At 65.8% G+C, this 19,326-nt stretch carries 21 protein-coding genes and 2 pseudogenes; 7 read left to right on the forward strand and 16 right to left on the reverse strand.

All coding sequences use genetic code 11. The features are described from left to right. Positions 1-45: 45 nt before the first annotated feature. Positions 46-516, reverse strand: a complete 471-nt coding sequence (locus tag ABH933_RS40125) for a transposase (RefSeq protein ID WP_429427314.1) — start codon at positions 514-516, stop codon at positions 46-48. A gap of 713 nt (positions 517-1,229) precedes the next feature. Here ABH933_RS40125 and ABH933_RS40130 point away from each other — a divergent pair. Next, positions 1,230-1,598 carry a DUF5994 family protein gene (locus ABH933_RS40130; protein ID WP_429455270.1) on the forward strand — a complete coding sequence of 123 codons (369 nt, stop codon included), beginning with the start codon at positions 1,230-1,232 and terminating at the stop codon, positions 1,596-1,598. Positions 1,599-1,752: 154 nt separating this feature from the next. Beyond that, positions 1,753-2,211: a hypothetical protein gene (locus ABH933_RS40135; RefSeq protein ID WP_429427266.1), complete on the forward strand. Its 459-nt coding sequence runs from the start codon at positions 1,753-1,755 to the stop codon at positions 2,209-2,211. Positions 2,212-2,308: 97 nt separating this feature from the next. On the opposite strand, the gene ABH933_RS40140 is transcribed toward ABH933_RS40135, so the two are convergent. The 4 genes and pseudogenes from ABH933_RS40140 to ABH933_RS40155 form a co-directional block, all read right to left on the reverse strand. Next, positions 2,309-2,719: a VOC family protein gene (locus ABH933_RS40140; protein WP_429427264.1), complete on the reverse strand. Its 411-nt coding sequence runs from the start codon at positions 2,717-2,719 to the stop codon at positions 2,309-2,311. A 95-nt stretch (positions 2,720-2,814) separates the two neighbouring features. Continuing rightward, positions 2,815-3,546: an SDR family NAD(P)-dependent oxidoreductase gene (locus tag ABH933_RS40145; protein ID WP_429427262.1), complete on the reverse strand. Its 732-nt coding sequence runs from the start codon at positions 3,544-3,546 to the stop codon at positions 2,815-2,817. Positions 3,547-3,826: 280 nt separating this feature from the next. Continuing rightward, positions 3,827-3,913 (reverse strand): annotated as a pseudogene (locus tag ABH933_RS40150) (3-hydroxyacyl-CoA dehydrogenase); the annotation flags it as partial. Further along, positions 3,897-5,738, reverse strand: a complete 1,842-nt coding sequence (locus ABH933_RS40155) for a helix-turn-helix domain-containing protein (RefSeq protein ID WP_429455253.1) — start codon at positions 5,736-5,738, stop codon at positions 3,897-3,899. The pseudogene ABH933_RS40150 and the gene ABH933_RS40155, both read right to left, overlap by 17 nt. Positions 5,739-5,826: 88 nt before the next feature. Here ABH933_RS40155 and ABH933_RS40160 point away from each other — a divergent pair. Next, a pseudogene (locus tag ABH933_RS40160) lies at positions 5,827-7,033 on the forward strand (IS256 family transposase). Positions 7,034-7,108: 75 nt separating this feature from the next. Here ABH933_RS40160 and ABH933_RS40165 read toward each other — a convergent pair. From ABH933_RS40165 to ABH933_RS40175, 3 genes are read right to left on the reverse strand one after another with little or no spacing between them, the layout of a single operon-like run. Then, positions 7,109-7,450, reverse strand: coding sequence for a nuclear transport factor 2 family protein (locus ABH933_RS40165; RefSeq protein ID WP_429427260.1), 342 nt, complete (start codon positions 7,448-7,450; stop codon positions 7,109-7,111). After that, positions 7,447-8,130, reverse strand: coding sequence for an alpha/beta hydrolase family protein (locus tag ABH933_RS40170; protein ID WP_429427258.1), 684 nt, complete (start codon positions 8,128-8,130; stop codon positions 7,447-7,449). Before ABH933_RS40170 ends, ABH933_RS40165 begins: the two co-directional genes overlap by 4 nt. After that, complete coding sequence (locus tag ABH933_RS40175; protein WP_429427256.1) at positions 8,127-8,753, reverse strand: hypothetical protein; 627 nt, start codon at positions 8,751-8,753, stop codon at positions 8,127-8,129. Before ABH933_RS40175 ends, ABH933_RS40170 begins: the two co-directional genes overlap by 4 nt. Positions 8,754-8,823: 70 nt before the next feature. On the opposite strand from ABH933_RS40175, the gene ABH933_RS40180 reads away from it, so the two are divergent. Next, complete coding sequence (locus ABH933_RS40180; protein ID WP_429427254.1) at positions 8,824-9,738, forward strand: LysR family transcriptional regulator; 915 nt, start codon at positions 8,824-8,826, stop codon at positions 9,736-9,738. Between the two features lie 132 nt (positions 9,739-9,870). Continuing rightward, positions 9,871-10,533 (forward strand): YbhB/YbcL family Raf kinase inhibitor-like protein, encoded by a 663-nt coding sequence (locus ABH933_RS40185; RefSeq protein ID WP_429427252.1) that lies wholly within the window; start codon positions 9,871-9,873, stop codon positions 10,531-10,533. 143 nt (positions 10,534-10,676) lie between these two features. Here ABH933_RS40185 and ABH933_RS40190 read toward each other — a convergent pair whose 3' ends face one another. Then, on the reverse strand, positions 10,677-11,141 hold the full coding sequence (locus ABH933_RS40190) for an HIT family protein (protein ID WP_429455255.1): 465 nt from the start codon (positions 11,139-11,141) through the stop codon (positions 10,677-10,679). Between the two features lie 220 nt (positions 11,142-11,361). Next, positions 11,362-11,820, reverse strand: a complete 459-nt coding sequence (locus tag ABH933_RS40195; protein WP_429427248.1) for a MarR family winged helix-turn-helix transcriptional regulator — start codon at positions 11,818-11,820, stop codon at positions 11,362-11,364. A gap of 64 nt (positions 11,821-11,884) precedes the next feature. On the opposite strand from ABH933_RS40195, the gene ABH933_RS40200 reads away from it, so the two are divergent. Beyond that, positions 11,885-12,253, forward strand: coding sequence for a VOC family protein (locus ABH933_RS40200; protein WP_429427246.1), 369 nt, complete (start codon positions 11,885-11,887; stop codon positions 12,251-12,253). A 189-nt stretch (positions 12,254-12,442) separates the two neighbouring features. Here the strand turns inward: ABH933_RS40200 and ABH933_RS40205 are convergent, their stop codons facing one another. The 6 genes from ABH933_RS40205 to ABH933_RS40230 all read right to left on the reverse strand — a co-directional run bounded on the left by ABH933_RS40205 (position 12,443) and on the right by ABH933_RS40230 (position 18,377). Continuing rightward, on the reverse strand, positions 12,443-12,646 hold the full coding sequence (locus tag ABH933_RS40205) for a helix-turn-helix domain-containing protein (RefSeq protein WP_429427244.1): 204 nt from the start codon (positions 12,644-12,646) through the stop codon (positions 12,443-12,445). 324 nt (positions 12,647-12,970) lie between these two features. Continuing rightward, positions 12,971-14,542: an AMP-binding protein gene (locus tag ABH933_RS40210; RefSeq protein ID WP_429427242.1), complete on the reverse strand. Its 1,572-nt coding sequence runs from the start codon at positions 14,540-14,542 to the stop codon at positions 12,971-12,973. A 27-nt stretch (positions 14,543-14,569) separates the two neighbouring features. Continuing rightward, complete coding sequence (locus tag ABH933_RS40215) at positions 14,570-15,577, reverse strand: TIGR03617 family F420-dependent LLM class oxidoreductase (protein ID WP_429427240.1); 1,008 nt, start codon at positions 15,575-15,577, stop codon at positions 14,570-14,572. A gap of 17 nt (positions 15,578-15,594) precedes the next feature. Then, a complete protein-coding gene (locus ABH933_RS40220) occupies positions 15,595-16,383 on the reverse strand; it encodes an SDR family NAD(P)-dependent oxidoreductase (RefSeq protein WP_429427238.1) in 789 nt (262 codons plus the stop codon). 27 nt (positions 16,384-16,410) lie between these two features. Then, entirely contained in the window at positions 16,411-17,181 is a 771-nt protein-coding gene (locus tag ABH933_RS40225; RefSeq protein ID WP_429427236.1) for an enoyl-CoA hydratase/isomerase family protein, read from the reverse strand. Next, positions 17,178-18,377: a thiolase C-terminal domain-containing protein gene (locus ABH933_RS40230; protein ID WP_429427234.1), complete on the reverse strand. Its 1,200-nt coding sequence runs from the start codon at positions 18,375-18,377 to the stop codon at positions 17,178-17,180. Before ABH933_RS40230 ends, ABH933_RS40225 begins: the two co-directional genes overlap by 4 nt. Before the next feature lie 181 nt (positions 18,378-18,558). On the opposite strand from ABH933_RS40230, the gene ABH933_RS40235 reads away from it, so the two are divergent. Then, positions 18,559-19,158 carry a TetR/AcrR family transcriptional regulator gene (locus ABH933_RS40235; protein WP_429427232.1) on the forward strand — a complete coding sequence of 200 codons (600 nt, stop codon included), beginning with the start codon at positions 18,559-18,561 and terminating at the stop codon, positions 19,156-19,158. Positions 19,159-19,326: the final 168 nt, after the last annotated feature.

Consider the following 19,326-nt stretch of genomic DNA (forward strand, 5'->3'; position numbering starts at 1 on the left):
GACAACTGAGACTGCCGACCGACCTGAGATGAGCCCGACTGCACTCTATGGCACCCTTTTAGTGTCAAGGGGCAGTTTGGAGTTCGCTAGGCTGTGGACGGTGGGTCCGGGTTGTGGCTTGTCCGAAGGACCGGCGTGCGGGGTCGAGCCGGTCGCGCAGGAGTCAGTAGTCGCCCCCGATTGCCCTGCCGGGCTTGCCTCCTCGCGTCGGCGTTGGTCGGCGAGCATGCGGGTGTAGACGGTGTTGGACAGGCGCCGTTTCAGGGCTCGTAGTGCTTCCTTGTGAGTCTTGCCTTCGGATTTGCGCTTCTTGACGTAGGCGCGCCCACCGCCGCAACCGCACTGTTGAACCATCGCCATGATGTGCAACACGCGGTTGATCTTGCGGTTCCCGGTGCGAGAAAGCCGGTGGCGCTTCTGATCTCCCGAGGAGGCATCCAAGGGGGCGGTGCCGTTCCAGGACGCGAACCGGTCCCGGGTGGCGAAGCGGCGAATATCGCCGACCTCGGCGAGCAGCCGCCGCGGCGCCGGCCGGGCCGATGCCGGGCAGTTCCATCAGCGTGGACCCGGTCGCGGCGACCGACTGCCGTAATTCCTTGTTCGCGGCCTTGATCCGGGCGTCGAGGATCTCCAGATCGTCGATCAGTTCTCCGACCACTCGCAACCGCATTCGCGTCGCGGGATCGCCGGGCGCGACTTCTTCGGCCATGGCCCGGGCCTGGCGCGCGGACAGCCACCGTCTGGCCCCGCCGGGCACCAGCTCCAGTAGCAGACGGTGGATCCGGTTGACGGTCACCGCACGGGCTCGGCCGAGTTCCTCGCGCCGATCGACCAACATCCGCAGCACCTCCAGCCCTGGCACGAGCTCGGCATGCTCCGAGGGATTGGATTCGGCGGGCGCGGATGATCACTGCAAGCCGGGAGAACATTCCCCGAGCCCGGACAAGATCGGATGTATGAGGCGATCCGCGTCCGTAACGGACAGGTGGTCGTCCTCACCGCATCATCACCGAACAGCGTCAACGTTTCTCGCGAAAATCGTTCTGGCGCAAAAAACAACGTATTCGGGTCGTCCCCCCGTATACAGGGGCATTACAAACAGCTATAATAGATATATCGGCGACACATCGTATACAGCCGTTTCGAGGTTGTACCGTCGTCCGATTCGAATGAATTCGGCTGGTTCGCGGCCGGAGCAGGAGGTGACGACGGGACAGATGACGCGACAGATGACCCGAGCGGGTATCGGCCCGCACAGCCTGCCCGGTGATCACTTACCGCGTGTGTTGTTGAAGTCCGGGGTGCCGAAGACCGGTTACGTCGATGGAGCGTGGTGGCCCTACAGTGACGACCTCGCCACCGAGCTGCCGGTTTTGCTCACAGCGCTGAACAGTGTGCTCGGCGCTGTTGAGCGGGCGGTTTACCACCTCGGTGAATGGTCCAGTCCGCCCGGTGAACTCGCATTCGCCGGGCGGGTGGTGCGACAGCCACGCCCGTTGTGCGGCATGAGCGTGTATTCGACTCAGGCTTTAGTCAGCGTGCACTGTTCGCCGGCGTCCAAGCGATTGTGGCCTCGACACAGTCGACCATGTGGCTGATCGTCGACCTCGGCCTGCGCCCGGTCCGCACCGGCGGACTCGACCACGCCGAGGACGTCGACCACGTCTTGGCGCGGTGGGCGTAGCTGGCATTGTTCGAGGGAAGTGCCGGGCGAACATCGCCTTCACCATCCTGGAGCGCGAGTACAGTCTGATGTCCATATCCTCCCCGTGCTCCGAAACGCGCCTTGCCGCATATCGTTCCGTCTCGACGTCCCTGGCTCTGCTCAGCAATCGCGCGCTACAACAGGCCCTGGACGCCGCGGAGCCGATCGGATCGGGCATCGGCGGGAAGTCGGTGCTGCTGGAGGTTGCCGGAAGACAGGTGTTCGTCAAGCAGGTGCCGCTGACCGACCTGGAACTGCGGCCGGAGAACGTCCATTCGACAGCCAATCTCTACGAGCTGCCAATGTTCTGCCACTACGGCATCCCCGGCCCGAAGTTCGGAGCGTGGCGCGAACTCGCCACGCATGCCATGACCACCAACTGGGCGCTCGCGGGCGAGTTCGCAGGCTTCCCGATGATGTACCACTGGCGGGTGCTGCCGGATACGACGCCGCTGCCCGAGGAGCTGGCCGATATCGATCGGGTCGTACTCGGATGCTCGACCTGACCGAGCTGGACCGCGTGAACGGGTCACTGCACACACTCCGGATCGGCGAGGACCGCAGCGAACCCAACACCCTGTTTCGGCTGGGACCCCTCGGCGGTCACTCGCCCGGCCCGCGGCCCTTGTACTCCATAAACTGCAGGGTCACCCCGAACGTCGTCTCCGGCACCGTGAAGATCGAGTGGACCTCGTCGGTCTTGAATTCGCCCTGCAAGGCGACCCCTCGGCGTGCCAGTTCGGCCTTGGTGTCTTCGAGGTCGTCGACTTCATATCCGAGATGGCCGATGACCGCAGTCTCGCCATCCTCGAGCATTGGCATGCCGAAACCGGCAGCGCGCGACTCGATCAGCTCCAGGCGCGTTTCACCGAAGAGCAGAAACTGCAGGTCGATGTCGCCGGCGAGAATACGCTCGCCAAGAGCTCTGCCATCAACAGTGGCGCCCGCCCGAGCGATGGTGTCGTTGATATCGCGCACCACGATTCCGATGTGATCCAACCCGAGTAGCTTCATGAACCTCAGCCCTCCTTTGTCTCTTGCTGTCGATCGAGATGCCCGCGTTCAGGTCGTGACCGGCGGTCGTGCCCATTTCGAGCCACATCACGGCGCTAGACGGCGGTGCGGCCGCCGTCGGCGGCGATGACCGCACCGGTCACGTAGCTGGCTTTGTCGGAGGCGAGGAAGGCGATGACCTCGGCGATCTCGTCGACCTGGGCGCCCCGTCCCAGCAGTGAGGTCTTACCGAAAGTCTCGGTGACGTCGTACAGCTCCGGGATGCTGTGCACCGCCCCGGGCGCGACGGCGTTGACCCGAACCCCCTTGGGACTGAACTCGGCCGCCCACGAGCGGGTCATCGAGGCCATGGCCGCCTTGGTGGCACCGTAGGCGGCGGCGCCCTCCAGGCCGACTGTGCCGGCCATGCTCCCCAGGTTGATGATGCTGCCCCGGCCCCGATCGGCCATGGCCGGCGCCAGAGCGGCGACGAGGAAGTAGGCGGAGCGAACGTTGCCGTCGAAGAGCGCGTCGTACCCGGGACCGTCGAGATCGGCGGTCGGCCCGAACCACGATGCGCCGACGTTGTTGACCAGTGCGTCGACCTCGCCGGCCTCCTCCGCCAGGCGGCGCACCTCGCCGATATCCGTCACGTCGGCGGCCACGAAGCGGGCTCGGCCCCCCTCGGCCTCAATGGCAGCAACGACCTGGGCGCCTCGCTCCGCATTGCGGCCGTGGACGACGACCTCCCATCCGTCTCGGGCCAGGCGCAGCGCAGCCGCCCGGCCGATGCCGTGGGTGGCCCCGGTCACCAGTGCTGTTCCAACAGTTCCAGCGGTCGTACTCATGACATCCTCGTTTCTGTGCAGAACGATCTGACGCCAGCGTTTGCGCTCCCGCCGGGGGAGGGTCAAGAGCGGCGTTGCCGTTTGACTCTCCTATAGGGGGAGAGTCACACTGCGTTCGTGAACTCGACGATGCCCATCGGCGACTTCTCCCGGGCCACGCACCTGAGCGTGAAGATGCTCCGCCACTAACACGAGCTCGGCCTGTTGGAGCCGGTCGAGGTGGACGTGGACAGCGGGTACCGGCGTTATGCCGCAGAGCAGCGTGTAAGCGCAGAACACACTCGTCGGCCCGGCCCAGCCGGGAGGGATGCGGAACCTGTTGTCCGAGCGACTTCTGCGCCTCCTCGGGTTCAGCCGCGCCCGCGGGGGCATGGTCTCGTTTCCGGGTGCACTCGCAGCAGCAGGTGTAGGTCGAGTGAGCGTGGGGCCTCGCGCCATGTGGGGCCGAGAAGGCGGTCGATGATGGCGAGACGTTGGTGGAGCGTGTTGACGTGGATGCCTAGTTCCTTGGCGGCCGGCGTGGCTCGGCCGCCGTGGTCCAGGAACGCCCTGATGGTGGCGAGAAGTGGTATTTTCCGGCGCTCCTGTTCCTTGAGTATGGCGCCGAGCGACTCCTCCAGCTGGGCTTGGAGCTGCTGACGTCCGGTGTGGCTGAGCAGGATGTGGTAGATGCCGAGCTCGTCGGTGGCGGCCGTTGCTGTCCGGCCGAGGGTCAGGAGTGCATCAAGGGTCGCGGTGGCGTCGTTGTAGCAGCGGTGAAGATCCGTCGAGCCAGTGGTGGGGCCAGCGATCCCTGCCGTGGCTGTGACGAGTTTGCCGCTTCGGCGGATCGCCCGGGCCAGAGCTACCGCGTCGCTTGCTGGCACAATCGCGACGAGCCGGGGGCCGTCGGTCACGATCACGGTTCCCGCGGGCAGCCCCACCGCACCTAGCTCCACTCTCGCCTGCTGCCCGTCCGTGGCGGGCTCGAGGGCGATCAGGCAGTAGGGGGTGGACGGCTCCAGTCCTGCGTTGCGCACCCGTCGGCGCAGCACTGCCGGGTCGGGCTCCGGGCGCAGCAGCAAATCGACCACAAGCGCGTCGCGGCTCAGTCTGGTCGCTTCCGCGACGGCGCGTTCCCCCACAACGGCGAGTGCGAGCGGCGGCGCGGCGCGATCCAGCAGGAGCCGGTCGCGGTCCGGGTCCTGACTACCGACGAGCACCAGGGCCCCGACCACCCGCCGACCTGCGATGACAACCCGTATCTGGCCGAGTCCGTCGTTGAGCGGGGCGGGGCAGCCGCCCTCCGGTGGTTCTTCGAGCAGAGAGGCAAGCAACGAAGGCAGCTCCGGCGCCCGGCTGGCGAGGTCAGTGGGCACGAGGTCGTGCGCATCGACGAACCAGATCTTGCCGGTGACCGCAGCCGCGATCTCGCGGACCAAGTCATCCACTCCGCCACCTTGCAGCACCACTCCGGTCAGCCGCTGGTCCCAGGCCAAGGTGCGGGCGAGCTCGTCGTTGGCCTTGGCCAGACGCTCGGCCATGACCTGGTACCGTTCCATCGTGGCCGAATTGTCGATCGCGATGGCCGCGTGCGAGGCCAGCGCCGACAGCAGGCTGATCTCGTCCTCGACGAAGTGACGTTCCCGCCTCTTGCAGGCGAAAAGCGCGCCGAGCACCGCGCCGCGCACGATGAGCGGCACCCCGAGCAGCGCCCGGAAATTCTCGGCGGCCGCCACGGCGTCGTACGCATCGTGGGTGAACGCGGACTCCGTCGAGTAGTCGCTGGTCCAGATCGGCTCGCCTCGCGCGAGGACGGCACCGAGCATCCCGGCTGTCCTGGGCAGGCGCAGCTGTCGCAACCGCGGAGTGAGAGCGCCGCTCGCGACTTCCAGTACCACGTCGTCACCCCGGATGAGGCCGATATAGGCGAGATCCACCCCGAGAAGCCGACGGGCCTGCGTTGCGATCTCCGACAGCAGCTGGTCGGGCTGCCGCGTTCGGGCCAGTTGCATGCTGATGTCGTTCAGCGCGGCCAGCTCCAAGGTGCGGTGGCGCCGCTCGTCAAGCAGTGCTCTCAGACGCAGCGCGACGCCAGCCTCGCGCTCTACACGCACGGGGTCGGCACCGTCGCGCAGGAGCTCGTCGTGGTGCGAGTCGATTACATCAGCCGATGCACCCGCCAGGAGCAGATCGAGCCAGGAGAATTCCATGAGCTCTCCTCAATCCCGCAGATCGATCGGTTCAGTTCAAGATGCGAGGCCGCGCCCGCCTCCGGCCGGCCGGGCGCGAGCCCCGAGTGTGTGCAATCCATACATCGAAGGAGGGCTGCAGTTGGTCGGTGAGGGCGGGTTGCTGGCGCGGATGACGAAGCTTGTAGTCGAGTCCGCGCTCGAGGGTGAGATGGACGACCATCTCGGTTACTCCAAGCACGACCCGGTCGGCCGTAATGGTGAGAACTCCCGAAACGGTAAGCGCGCCAAGACCATCGAGACCGAGGCTGGGCCGGTGGATATCACGGTGCCCCGTTACCGGGATGCCAGCTTCGAACCGCAGATTGTGAAGAAGCGGCAGCGCAGGTTGAACGGTGTGGAGAACATCGTGATCTCGTTGTCGGCCAAGGGATTGACCACCGGCGAGATCTCGGCGCACTTGCGGGAGATCTACGGCGCGGACGTGCCCAAATCGACGATTTCCACGATCACCGAGCGGGTGATGGAGGGTATGGGCGAGTGGCAGAACCGGCCGCTGGACGCGGTGTCCGGTGTTGTTTCTGGACTGCGTGAATGTGAAGATCAGAGACGGGAACGTCGCGAATCGGCCGATCTATGTGGCGATGGGCGTGACTGTCGAGGGCACTCGCGACATCCTTGGACTATGGGCCGGCGAGCACGGCGCCGGCGAGGGAGCCAAATACTGGCTGAGAGTATTGTCGGAGCTGAAAAACCGTGGTGTGCAAGATGTTTGCATCGTCGTGTGCGACGGTTTGAAGGGCTTTCCCGATGCTATCGGCCAGGTCTGGCCACGCGCGATCGTTCAGACGTGCGTGGTTCACCTTTTGAGGAATTCGTTCGCCTACGCCTCCCGCAAGGACTGGTCCGAGCTGGCCAAAGACCTCAAACCGGTCTACACCGCCCCCTCCGAGCAGGCCGCGATCGACCGGTTCGCCGAGTTCAGCGAGAAATGGGAGAAACGCTACCCCGCGATCATCCGGCTGTGGACCAACGCGTGGGCCGAGTTCATGCCATTTCTCCAGTTCGACAACGCAATTCGGCAGGTCATCTACACCACAAACGCCATCGAATCGGTAAACGCCCGAATCCGCAGGGCTGTGAAGGCTCGCGGCCATTTCCCGACCGAGGCCGCGGCGTTGAAGTGCGTGTACTTGGCAATCATGAGCCTGGACCCGACCGGCACCGCCCGCCAGCGGTGGTCCAACCGCTGGAAGGCCGCACTGAACGCCTTCGAGATCACCTTCGACGGACGCCTGTCCGCCGCCCACCAGTAACCGAATCACCCAGGGAAGGAGACGGACTTACACCTGAGACTGGACAGACCCCACTGCCCCCGGTCACGTCGGGAGTTAATGCTCACGGGGACGCAGGTGCCTGCTGACATCGCCGAGGAGGTCGAGGTGCACCTGCCTCTGTGTGAAGTGCCACCGTCCGTCACGGTAAGCGAAGCGATCGTGGTAGCGGCCACTGGCGATGGGCTGTAACGGCAAGCCTGGTGGCGCCTGCAGCACAGTGAGGTAGGAACGCGAAGCCGCCGTGGTGGCGGTGTCGCCGATCGCGATGGCTCCGCTGATCGTGGTGCCACTGCCGGTGAAGGTGGCATCGGCGAGCAGCGCGCCGACGCGGGCGAAGTCGCCGTCGTCCACCAGTTCGGCGTAGCCGGCGATCAGGTTCTCGATGGCTCGGGTCATCTCGACAGGCTCCCATCAACCACACCGGAGGACGAAGTCGTCGTCGTCCTTTGTGAGTGCGATGTCAATTGTCGATCGACCCATTCGGTGACCGCTGTGGTGATCCGGGCCATTGAGGTGTTGTGAGCGATGTTGGGGCCGGTGTTGAACATGTGGTCGGCGGAAGGGATTTCGACGAGTTCCATGTCGGGCGGCAGGGTCGGGAACTGGTCGGGACGGCCGAAGGGATCGCGGCCGCCCTGCACGATCAGAGTCGGTCGGCCGGTGGACAGCAGCTCACGATTGCTACCAGGGCCGAGGATTGGATAGGCCAGCGCGAGCACCGCCTGTGCGCTCAAAGCCGATGCGGTCCGGCATGCGACCTGCGACCCGGCGCTGCGTCCGCCCGCGATCACCGGCACTCCCAGCTCGGTGGCCCTGGGCCATACCGCCGTCCACACCGCATCGAGTGCCGCCTCGCCGGTCGCGCTGCGGTTGCCCTCGACCCGGTAGGGCTGGGTAAGCAGCCCGACTGTGATGCCGCGAGGCGGGAGGACCGTGGCGAGCGCCTGCAAATCGGGCGATTCGACACCGGTCGCCGAACCGTGTCCCAGCAGTGCGACCGCGCGCGGACCACCAGCGGCCCTGTACCAGGTAATGCGTGCCCTGCCGACAGGTGTCGGTACGTATTCGTCGATCATCGACTGCTCCCGGATGGTGTATCGAGGGCCGGTGCGGCGCTCGCGTCGCCGGAGAAACTGGCGAGGAACTCGGCAATCGGTGTCGTCACGGCACGATCGCCGGGAATGACGTGGCCGCCGGAGTGTTGGAGAATCAGCGGCTCGGTGAATCGTTGCGCCAACCGCAACGAGTCGTGCAGCGACACGATGGTGTCGGCTCGGCCTGCCACGTGCACCGACGGCATTGTCAGCTTGTGGGCCAACAGCGGGGCGTGCTGAGGCATGTCGCTGGTGAACCCACCGACCATGATCGCGAAGCGGACTCTCGCAATGGTGGGATCGTTTTCGCGCACCCCGGCCAGCAGACCGGTGAGAGCGGCGCCCTGGCTGAACCCGAAGATGCCGTCGATCGCAGGTCCGCTGCGCAGCAAATCCACGACCCAGTCGCGGGTCCGCTCCCAGCCACGAAAACCGTTGTGCCACCATCCGAAATCTCCCGTCGACAACGACGGTGCGTCGACATACACCAACTCGACATTCGAGGGTATGGCCGCGGCCAGTGGTGCCATCTGGCTGCGCAGCATCCGGGCGTTGCCGTGGTATCCGTGCAGGCAGAGCATTCTCAACGAGGTCGATGAGGTCATGACACAAGCCTGTTAACACACAAGGGATTTGTCCAACAGGTAAAACTTCTAGATTCGATAAGCTGGATGCATGTCGATTTCGTTGCGCCAGCTCGAGTACTTCGTCACCGTGGTGGACGAGGGATCGTTCACCACGGCCGCGGCCCGCCTGCATGTCAGTCAACCGGGGTTGTCGCATCAGATTCTGGCGCTGGAGCGAGCGCTCGGCGGCCCATTACTGGAGCGGTTGCCGCGCGGTGTGCGGCTCACACCGGCCGGACGCACGGCGCTGCCGCATGCGCGGGCCAGCCTCGCCCACGCCGAACGCGCGGCAGGCGCGGCGATGCGCGCCTCCGGTGTCGACGCGGGGGAACTGCACGTGGGCACCCTGTACTCGATCAGCGTCGGCGTCCTGCCCGCCGCGCTGCGCACCTGGCGCCGCAACTACCCCGACGTGCAAGTCCGGCTGGTGGAGTTCCGCCACACGAACGACCTGATCGCCGCAATGGAAGCCGGACAGGCCGACCTCGCGGTCGGTCCCACCCCGCCAGGCTGGGACGGTCCCGTGCGCGATATCGGGATCGAGGAGTTCGTCGTCGCGGCCGAACCCGACGCCGAACTGCCGGGCACCACCCCGACAGTGAGTGTCGCCGACCTGGCCGACCATGACTGGGTCCACTTCACCCCGCCCAGCGGCCTGGCCGACATCCTGGACGCGGCCTGCGCCGCTGCCGGATTCACTCCGCGCGCCGCCGTGCGCACCGAGCAAGCACCGTCCGCGTTGAACCTCGCCCGAGCCGGACTCGGCGTCACCCTGCTGCCCGGCAACGTCGTCCCGCCATCCTTCGACGGTCTGCTGCGTCACCCTTACCCGCCGGTCGCGCGCATGCTGTCGGTTTACACCAGGGCGAGACCGGACCCGGTCACCGCCGCTTTTGTCGAGGCCATCTGTCACCACACGCTGGCGACCCCGGACCACCTGCACCGAATGCTGACAGCCAGGTAAGACGTCATCATGCACAAAACTTATCGATATCATGCCTACTACTTGTTGGACTTGTAGACCTGGCTCCAGGCAGCATGGTTCTCGATTCGCCACCTCGGCGAATATCGAACCTAGCGTCGGAGGCACTACCACATGAATCGCAAGGCGCTCACCGTCGCGGCCATCACCGCTGCCGGACTGCTCGCAGCCACCGTGACCAGCTGCTCGAGCACCAACTCGGCAAGCAATGCGGTAACGAGTGAAGCGACGCCCGCCGCCGTGCCCGCCGCCGGCAGCCCCTACGCATACCTGCCCAAGGCGCCGACCTTCACGCTCACCAGCACCACCGTCACGGACGGCAAACCGCTGCCTACCCCCGAACTGTCCGGCATATTCAAAGTGCCTGGCGGACAGGACAGGTCACCGCAACTGTCATGGTCGGGCTTCCCCGCACAAACCAAGAGCTTCGTCGTGTCGATGTATGACCCGCAAGCACCGACCGGCAGCGGATTCTGGCACTGGATCGTCACCGATCTCCCCGCCACGACCACCGCCCTGCCCGAAAACGCCGGAACCCCCAACAGCACCGCGATCCCGGCGGGAGCGTTTCAACTCGACGGCGACGGCGGAGCGCCCCGCTACATCGGCGGCGCACCACCGGCCGGCTCCGGCGTGCACAACTACTACATCACGGTCACCGCACTGGACATCGACAAGTCCGGGGTCACCCCGACCACAAGCGCAGCGATGCTCGGCTTCACCATCGGCGGCCACACCATCGCACGCGCCACGATCATCTGCCCCACCACCAGCTGAGATCCACTACCCCTCGCCCAAGCTGAAGTCGAGACGGCGCCCCCACGTCCGGCGAGCAAGTGCCCTGACCCTGCGATCTCAGGCCGAACGGAGCCCGGAGACCAACCGATAGGCCCCCCGCCACGTCCACGAAGCCAGCACCGTCACTTCGACTGGCCGTGGCCGACTGCCAGGACATCGGGCAGTCTCCAGGGATTCCGCACGTTCGAATATCCGGGTTTACCGACGCGTTCTGGATTCATCACCGCAGCCACTGCGCGGGCGACGGTATGGACAGCAGACTGCAGGGCACGGTACTGCGGTGGAGCCAGCCCGCACACCACGTCCTCGACGTGGCGGCGTGGCACCACCAGCGCAGAACCGGGCAGCGTCGGGAACTTGTTCAGAAAGCCGACGCGCTCGCCGTCGTCGTACACGATCTCGTGCTCGAAACCTGGTGTCCCGGCCAGGAATTGGCAGATAAAGCAGGGACCGGTCCGCACCCGCGTCTCGTAATCCTCGATGTCGAGCCGCACGCGCCGCCGCCGGTCAACGAGCCGGTCGGCTCGTTCGCCCTGGCACACCGGAACGGGCCCGGCTGAAGCCGTCCACCCTGCCGACGTGTCCACCGCCCACCATCTCGGCCGGCGGGTAGCTACGCACACAGCCCGATTCCGGACGAGCCGGCGCGACGTCCACGACGACTACCAGTTCGAGGAGCAGCCGGCTGTCTGATGTCGTCGGCGGCGGGTGTGGTCGGAGACTCTCGGTTTCGAGGTTGCCTGCAGGGATTTTCATACTCGGCTGCACTCCTATCCGGGCGCGTCGAGACGTGCGCCGGGGAACGAGCTATGCACCGTCGTTGCCGTCGCGCAGGGAATGGATCATGCTCTGCAGGATCCGGAACGCGCCTGACTGCTCGGTCTCGGTCATGCCGGCCAGCATTTTGACCTCGACGGACCGGACCGCTACGGTCGCCTTCTCGAGGCTCCGTCGGCCGCGAGGCGTGAGCCGTGTGGGAAGAACCTTCCCGACGGGTGCCTCCGCAGGCCTGGTCACGTAGCCGTCTCGTTCCAGGGCCTGGAGCAGCACGTTCATCGTCTGTCGTGTCACGAACGCGCCCCGTGCGAGCTCGGAGTTCGACAAGCCCGGTCGTTGAGCAAGCAGCTCGAGGCAGGAGTAGTGCGTCACGCTCATCCCGAGCGGCCGCAGCACCTCTTCCATGGCTGCGCGGAGGACGCTCGACGCCTCTTTCAGCAGGTAGGCCAGTGACGTCTCCAGGTCGACGCCGACACCGTCTTGACTCATGTCAGAATTCTGACATAGATTGGAACCGTGTCAGAAGACTGACACGAAGGGAAGGAGCATCATCATGCCCGCCACCGGCCCCGACTTCATCTCGCTCCAAGCGCGCGACCTCGACGCTTCGCAGGCGTTCTATGAGCACTACCTCGGCCTCGTCCGCTCGCAGGCCGGACCTGCGCACGCAGTCGTATTCGAGACGAAGCCGATCGCGTTCGCACTGCGCGACGTCGTTCCCGGCACCGATCTGGCATCGGTTGCTCAGCCCGGCATCGGTGCCGCGATCTGGCTCCACGCCACAGACGTCCAGGCCATTCACGATGCTCTCGTCGCCGACGATCACACCATCGTCTCCGCGCCGATCGACGGCCCCTTCGGTCGGACATTCACCTTCGCCGACCCCGACGGCTACCAGGTCACTCTCCACGATCGCGCCTGATAGACCGAACACCACCGGATGATCACTGGCCCCCCGCAAACCGCGGTTGCGCCCGAGACCCCGAGAATCCGGGCGATGTTTGTTTACCCCGGGGTGATCACCTGTCCGGCTCTTCACACTTGGGGTGGACCGAGTGTGACGTCAAACCGGCCCAGAACTCCCGAAGTTGTCACGAAGTGCAAAGTAGCGTCAGCAAGTGAAGCCCGGCGATCCCTGCTCCTCGGCGACCGGGCCGAGGTAGCGGTGCAGGGATGTCTTCGGAATCCCGGTTTTGCTGGCAATTTCGCCGCGGCTGCTTCCTTGTTCGCGCAGCAGGCGGGCGTAGTCGATCTTGCCCTGCGGTGAGAGCGCCGATAACGACGCCGCTGACCCATCCGGCTGTGCCCAGCGCACCGGTGAGTCCGAGGTCGAGATGGGCTGCGTCGATGAGGAGCCCGCCGGCGATCAATGCGGTGAAGACCGTCCGCGGCCGGTCGGGGACGCTCGCTGGGCGACGTCGGGCTCGAGTAACGCGATCTCGGACTGATGTGCAGATTGGTGTCCTCCGCCGGTGAGATGGTTGTGGAAGGCGTCCTCGTGACAGAGGGCGGTTGGGAATCCGGCGATCGGTGCGGTCAACGACGCCGCCCGGTCCATGACCGCGCCGGCGCGGCTGCTGGACATGGTCGAGGGCCGCTCCAAGCCGGTGTTCAAAACCTGGCCGGCCGAACGATCCCGTTATCGGAATGCTGCACGGCTGGAGGTCGGCAAGTGCTGGTCGCGTAGCGTTTTTTTGTCGATTTTTCCTGCGGTGGTCAGCGGCAGTTCGGTCACGATGTGGATAGCTTTGGGTACTTGGTGGGGTCCTTTTCGTGCTCTGACAATGGCTAGGACGTTGTCGATGTCGATAGTGTGGCCTGGTCGGGCGACGACGAATCCGGTGACGGCTTCGCCCCATTTGTTGTCGGGTAGTCCGATGACGGCGGTGGCGGAGACGCCGGGGATGGTGGCGATGACGTCTTCGATTTCGCGGGGGTAGATGTTGAAGCCGCCGGAAATGATCATGTCCTTGGTGCGGTCGACGATGAAGTAGTAGCCGTTCTCGTCGCGTACGGCGAGGTCGCCGGTGTGCAGCCACCCGTTGTGCAGTGCGGTCGCGGTTTGTTCGGGTTGGTGGTGGTACCCGTTCATGACCGTCGGTGAACGCAGGCATAGTTCGCCGACTTCGCCGTGGGGCAGGATTTCGCCGGTGTCGTCGAGAATGGCGACTCTGGTGTCGGTGACCGGGCGACCGCAGCTGGCCAGCAGTTCGGGACGGCGCTCGGGGTCGTGTTCGTCTTTGCGGAGGCTGGTGCACATGCCCAGGCATTCGGTTTGGCCGTAGCCTTGCATCAGTATCGGCCCGAATGCATGCCAGGCTTCGGCGATGCGGGCAGGCGTCATAGGTGCGGCTCCGTAGAGCAGCGTTTCCAGCGAGGATGTGTTGTGCCGTTGGATGTTGCCGTGGTCGAGCAGCGCGTAGACCATCGTGGGTACGGCGAAGGCGTAGTTGATGTTTTCGGCGGCTACCGTCGCCAGCCAGGCGTCCGGGTCGAATGATTGCTGCAGAACCACGGTTCCTCCGCGGCACAGCGTTGGCAGGATCGGCAGTGAACCCGCATGGGTGATCGGGGCCGAGAGCAGGAAGCGCGGGTTCTGTGGAAGTCCCCACGAGAGCGTCAGGATTCGCGACATCGCTACCAGGGCGCGGTGGGGTATCAACACGCCTTTGGGTTTGCCAGTGGTCCCGCCGGTGTATTGCAGCCATGCGGTGTCGTGTTCGTGGGCGGGCCCAGGGTGCAGTGGCCGGGCGGTGAAGTCGGCGGACAGAGCGAGTAGATCCGGTCCCAGTTCCGACGAGCCGATACTCAGGACATGTTTGATGCCGGGACACTGCTGAGCGACCGCGGCGGCGGTGTCGGCGTAGGAGGGATGGGCGAGCAGGACGTCGATCCCGGCGTCGGCGCAGGTAATGGCGTGGTCCTCGGCGGAGCCGAGAGGATGCAGTCCGGTGTAGGTCCCGCCGAGTAGGTATGTGGCGACTTGGGACAGCCACACTTCGGGCACGTTGGGGCTCAGCGCGGCGACCGCACTGCCCCTGCTGATGCCTTTCGTGCTGAGGGCTTGGGTGATGCGGCTGATGACGGCGGCGGCTTCGGCGTAGCTGACGCGGCGGTCGCCGAGGACGAAGGCGTCCCGGTGGGGGAAGCGGTGGAGCGCTTCGATGAGTAGGTCGCCGAAGGTCAGCTCGGCGTTATGTTGGTGAACCACGGTGTTCTCCCTGGTCGGTAGTGGTGGCTATCGGGCGGCTGCCTCGTCTGGTACCCCGCGGGCGAGGGCGCCCAGGGGCGGGGCGCTTTGGAACATGACCCGGTCGACGACGCCGTCGTACCGTTCGCGTGCTGCGTGGACCGCTTGGGGCCACGTGTCGGCGATGATGCAGAACGTGTCGAGGACGTCATCTGGAACGAGTGCGGCGATGGTGTCGTGTTCGCCGAGCCGGATCTTTTCTCGCAGCCGGTCGCCGAGTTCGCCCCAGCCGTGCAGGGCGAGCACCGGCCGGTAGGCGGGAGTGGAGGCGTAGAAGGCGAATTGGCGGCGTACGGCCTCGCGTTGTGCGGTATCGGTGTCGCTGTTGACGATGCACAGGGTCGTGGCCGACAGGGTGAAGGCGCTGCGGTCGCGCCCGGCGGCGCGCAGTCCGCGCGCGATTGCGGGTTCGGCTATGGTGTGCAGGTAATCGCTGGTGTGGATCGGGTGTATCAGCGCGCCATCGGCGACCTCTCCTGCGGCCTGAAACATCAACGGACCCAAGGCGGCCAGCAGGATCTGCGGCGGGCCTGATTCCAGTGGACCGGGGTTCATGTCGGGCGGCAGGTAGTCCAGAGTGTAGTAGTCGCCGTGGAAGTCCAGCGGGTGGTCGCCGGCGAACGCGCCCCAGACATGACGGACCGCGCGGGCGTATTCGCGCAGTCGCGGCATAGGCGGGGCGAAGTCGCTGGAGAATCGGTGTTCGATGTGTTTGCGAATCTGGGAGCCCAGGCCGAGTACGAAGCGGCCGCCGCTGGCGCGTTGCAGGTCCCACGCGGATACGGCGGTCAGCATGGGGCTGCGGGGGAAAGCCAGCGCGACCGAGGTGCCCAGCACTCCTCGCCGCAGGTGTTGAGCGGCCAGCGCCAGGTGTTGGAAGGGGTCTCCGGTGGATTCGGCGACGAACAGCCCGTCGGCTCCGCCGTCGTTGACTTCGCCTGCGCAGGCGGCCATTTCGTCGAACCGTGGCCGGTAGAGGTAGAGGTCGATGTGCATGACACCTTCTCGGGTGTTCACACGGCGAACGAGTAGCCGCCGTTGATCGGATAGGTCTGACCGGTGATCCAGGACGCTTGGTCGGAGGCCAGGAACAGGATCATGTTGGCCGCGTCGTCCGGTTCACCCAGTCGTCGCACGACGTAGTTGCGCAGCAGCGCCTTGACTTGGGCAGGATCCTCGACGGCCGAGGCGATTCCCGGCGTGCGGATCGGTCCCAGCGCGACACAGTTTGCGGTGATGCCATGGCGGCCAACGGCTTTAGCCAGTCCGCGGATGAATCCCGCGGCACCGGCCTTGGCTCCGCTGTAGACGACCAGGTGGGGTTCGCCGACTCGTCCAGCGTCGGAGATGACGGTGACGATCCGCCCGTATCCGCGTTCCACCATGCCGGGTACGGTGGCCCGGGTGCAGTTCAGCACGCCGAAGAAGTTCGTCCCCAGCCATGGCTGCCAGTCCTTGGGATCGGTCTCCCAGAACGGAGGCGTGGGCCGGATGGGATCCTGTGCGGGACCGGCGTTTCCCGCGTTGTTGACCAGTACGTCGATGCCGCCCAGTTGGACGCGGGCCGTCTCGACCATGCGGGTGACGTCGTCGAAGTCGGTAACGTCGCCGCCGCACGCCAGCGCGGCAGCCCCGACCGCGCGGACTTCCTGCGCGACGGTTTCGGCACGGTCGAGGTAGTAGTCGTTGACGACAACGGCGGCGCCCTGTGCGGCGCAGTGCAGGGCGACCTGGCGGCCGACTCCCTGACCGGCGCCGGTGACCAGCACGGTGCGTCCGTCGAGGCGAAATAGGTTATGCACGAGCGAGTTCACTTCCTTGGTCGATGGCTACATGCCGGTGAAGACCGGCGGACGTTTCTCGGTGAATGCCCGCAAGCCTTCGGAGAAGTCGTGTGAACGGGCATGTTCGGCGCAGCGGTCCTGTTCCCTGCGCAGGGCGTCAGGGATGCTGGACCGCATTCCGTCTGCGACGAGTTGTTTCATCGCGGCGATGCCGAGCGGACTTTTCGCGGCGATGGAGTCGACGAGCGCGTCGGTTTCCGTGATGAGCCGGTCGTCGTCGGCGAGGACGGTGACGAGGTCGGTGCCGGTGAAGCTTTGTGCGGGCATGAGGTTGCCGGTGAACATCAGGTGCTTGGCCTTGGCGATGCCGATGCGGCGCGGTAACCGGACCGAGCCGCCCGCGCCGGGCAGCAGGCCGTAGTTGGCGTGGCCGTCGCCGAACCGTGCCGAGCGCGCGGCGACCACCAGGTCAGCGCACAGCACCAGTTCCAGTCCGCCGCCGACCGCGATACCCGCGACCGTGGCGATGACCGGTTTGGCGAGACTTTCGATGCGGTCGAATACCTCCCCGACCCGCCGCAGAAATCCTTGCGCGCTTTGTGGGTCGGGAAATTCGGTGAGATCGGCGCCTGCACAGAACGCCGAACCCCGCGCCGCCAGCACCACCACGCGGATGTTCGAGTCCTGCTCTGCCGCAGTCACACCGGCGTCGAGCTCGTCGAGCAGGCCCGCGGTCAGGCTGTTGAGTGCCTGCGGGCGGTTGAGCACAAGCCACAGCGCCACACCCCGGCATTCGGTCACAATCTCGCCGCTCACGCCCCGGCACCTTCCAGGATGGTCACGGTGCAGGCTGCCGCGTCGGGGTGCAAGTACCCCCCGGCGTTCTCGGCCAGCGCAATCCTGGCGCCGGGCACCTGCCGGTCGCCCGCTGCCCCGCGCAGTTGGGTGACGAGTTCGACCAGTTGCGCGCAGCCGGTCGCGCCGACCGGATGGCCACGCGAGACCAGACCGCCGTCCGGATTGACCGGGATCCGCCCGCCCAGGGCGGTCGCGCCGGACATCAACAGTTTCGTGCCCTCACCGACTCCGCAGAGACCGAGTTCCTCATACATGATCAACTCGTTCGGCGAAGCCGCGTCGTGAACCTCCACCACATCGAGGTCTTCCGGGCCGACGCCGGCCTGTCGATAGGCTGCCTCGGCGGTCCGGCGTTCCAATGGTGTCGTGGGTGCTCCCGCACCGGGCACCCCAGATCCCAACGCGCAGGCCCGGATCCGCACCGGCCGGGACTCTGCGCCGTGGCGGTCCGCGGCGCGCAGCACGAGCGCCGCAGCGCCGTCGGCGATCGGTGAGCACATCAACATCGTCAGCGGCGACGCCACCACCCTGCTGCCGAGGACCTCCTCGCGGGTCAGCGCCCGCCGATACTGTGCGTTCGGGTTCAGCGTGCCGTGGCGCGAGTTCTTCACCGCCACCTCGGCCAGCTCGGTCGCGGTCGCTCCCGAGCGCGCCTGATAGCCCCGGGTGATCTCGGCGTACACGGCCATGAAAAACGACTCGACGGGCTCGGCGCTCCCGGTCAACTCACGCGTGATCTCCGGGATGCGGGTGATGTCAGCGCCGCTGACCATCGCCTCGAGCACGGCCCCGGTGGGCAGGCCGGTCATCTTTTCCGCACCGCACACAAGCACGGTGTCGTACATCCCGGATCGGATCGCGGTCAACGCCACATGCACCGCGCTGGATGAGGTCGTGCATGCGTTCTCCACGTTGAGCACGGGCACCCCGGCCAGACCGGCCGCGGTCGCCGCGACCTGGCCGCGGATCATCTCCTGACCGGACAACACACCGGCCATCGCGTTACCCGAAACCAGCAGGTCGACCTCGTCGGCGGCCAGCTTCGCATCCATCAGAGCGCCGGTCATGGCCGAAGCCGCCAGCGATCGCAGCGATGTCTCCGAGCGCTTGCCGAACGGCGTGATCCCTACCCCCACGATGTCGACCTCACGCATGACGATTCCTCCTTTGCGCCCTGACGGGCACTGAGCAAAATAACTTAACCCGCCAGTCAATAAATATTCTCCGATGACACTGGAGTGTCAAGAAGGACAAGCAAAAAAGTCCCGGATCGACGGGTCTATCGACCACTAACTGATGGGTTCAGTAATATGAGCCTCGAGGAGAGGAGTCTCGATGGGACGACGCCGGGCCATCGACGTACAGGATCTGATCGACGCCGCCGCACGGGTGTTCGCCCGCCGCGGTTATACCGACGCGACGTTGGCCGATGTCGCCATCGAAGCGAAGGTGAGCAAGCCGACCGTCTACCAGTACGTCGACTCCAAACAGCGCCTGCTGGAGACGATCGTCGAACAGCTGATCTATCCTCTCGGCGACGGGATCGACCGGATCGTCGGTGGCGACGGCAGCGCCGGGGGCAAACTCGATGCCTACATCGACCTGCATGTGACCTCGGCCATCCGCTACCAGCCGTTCTACCTCGTGCTCACCGCCGACCAACACCAGCTCTCACCACAAGGACTGCGCCGCTACCAGTCCTGGGCCAGGAGCGTCGATGCCGCCGCCGCCAAGCTCCTCGAACAGGGACAACATGAAGGCAAGATCCGCTCCGACATCGATATCCCGATCGCCGTCAACCTCCTCAACAGCACACTGACCTCGATCGCCCGGTGGTTCCGGCCCGGCGACCGGTACACAGCCGAACAGCTCACCACCGAAGTCCGCAAATACCTCAGCGGGCTCCTCGTCGACCCGGCCACGGTCACCGGCTGAGCTAAACGTGTGCGAAGCAATGGGGTCGCTGGCCCTGGCCATCGACCCGGCCGCGCTCGACGCCGTCACCACCATCGAGCTCCCCATTCACGAGCTGGCCATCGAACCGCCGGCAGAGGTGACCACCCGCCTGACCGCGCTGGACAACGAGCTGTCCGCGATCCACGA

Origin of the sequence: Nocardia sp. GP40 (assembly GCF_050434125.1) — a bacterium.
Taxonomy (GTDB): Bacteria; Actinomycetota; Actinomycetes; order Mycobacteriales; family Mycobacteriaceae; genus Nocardia; species Nocardia albiluteola.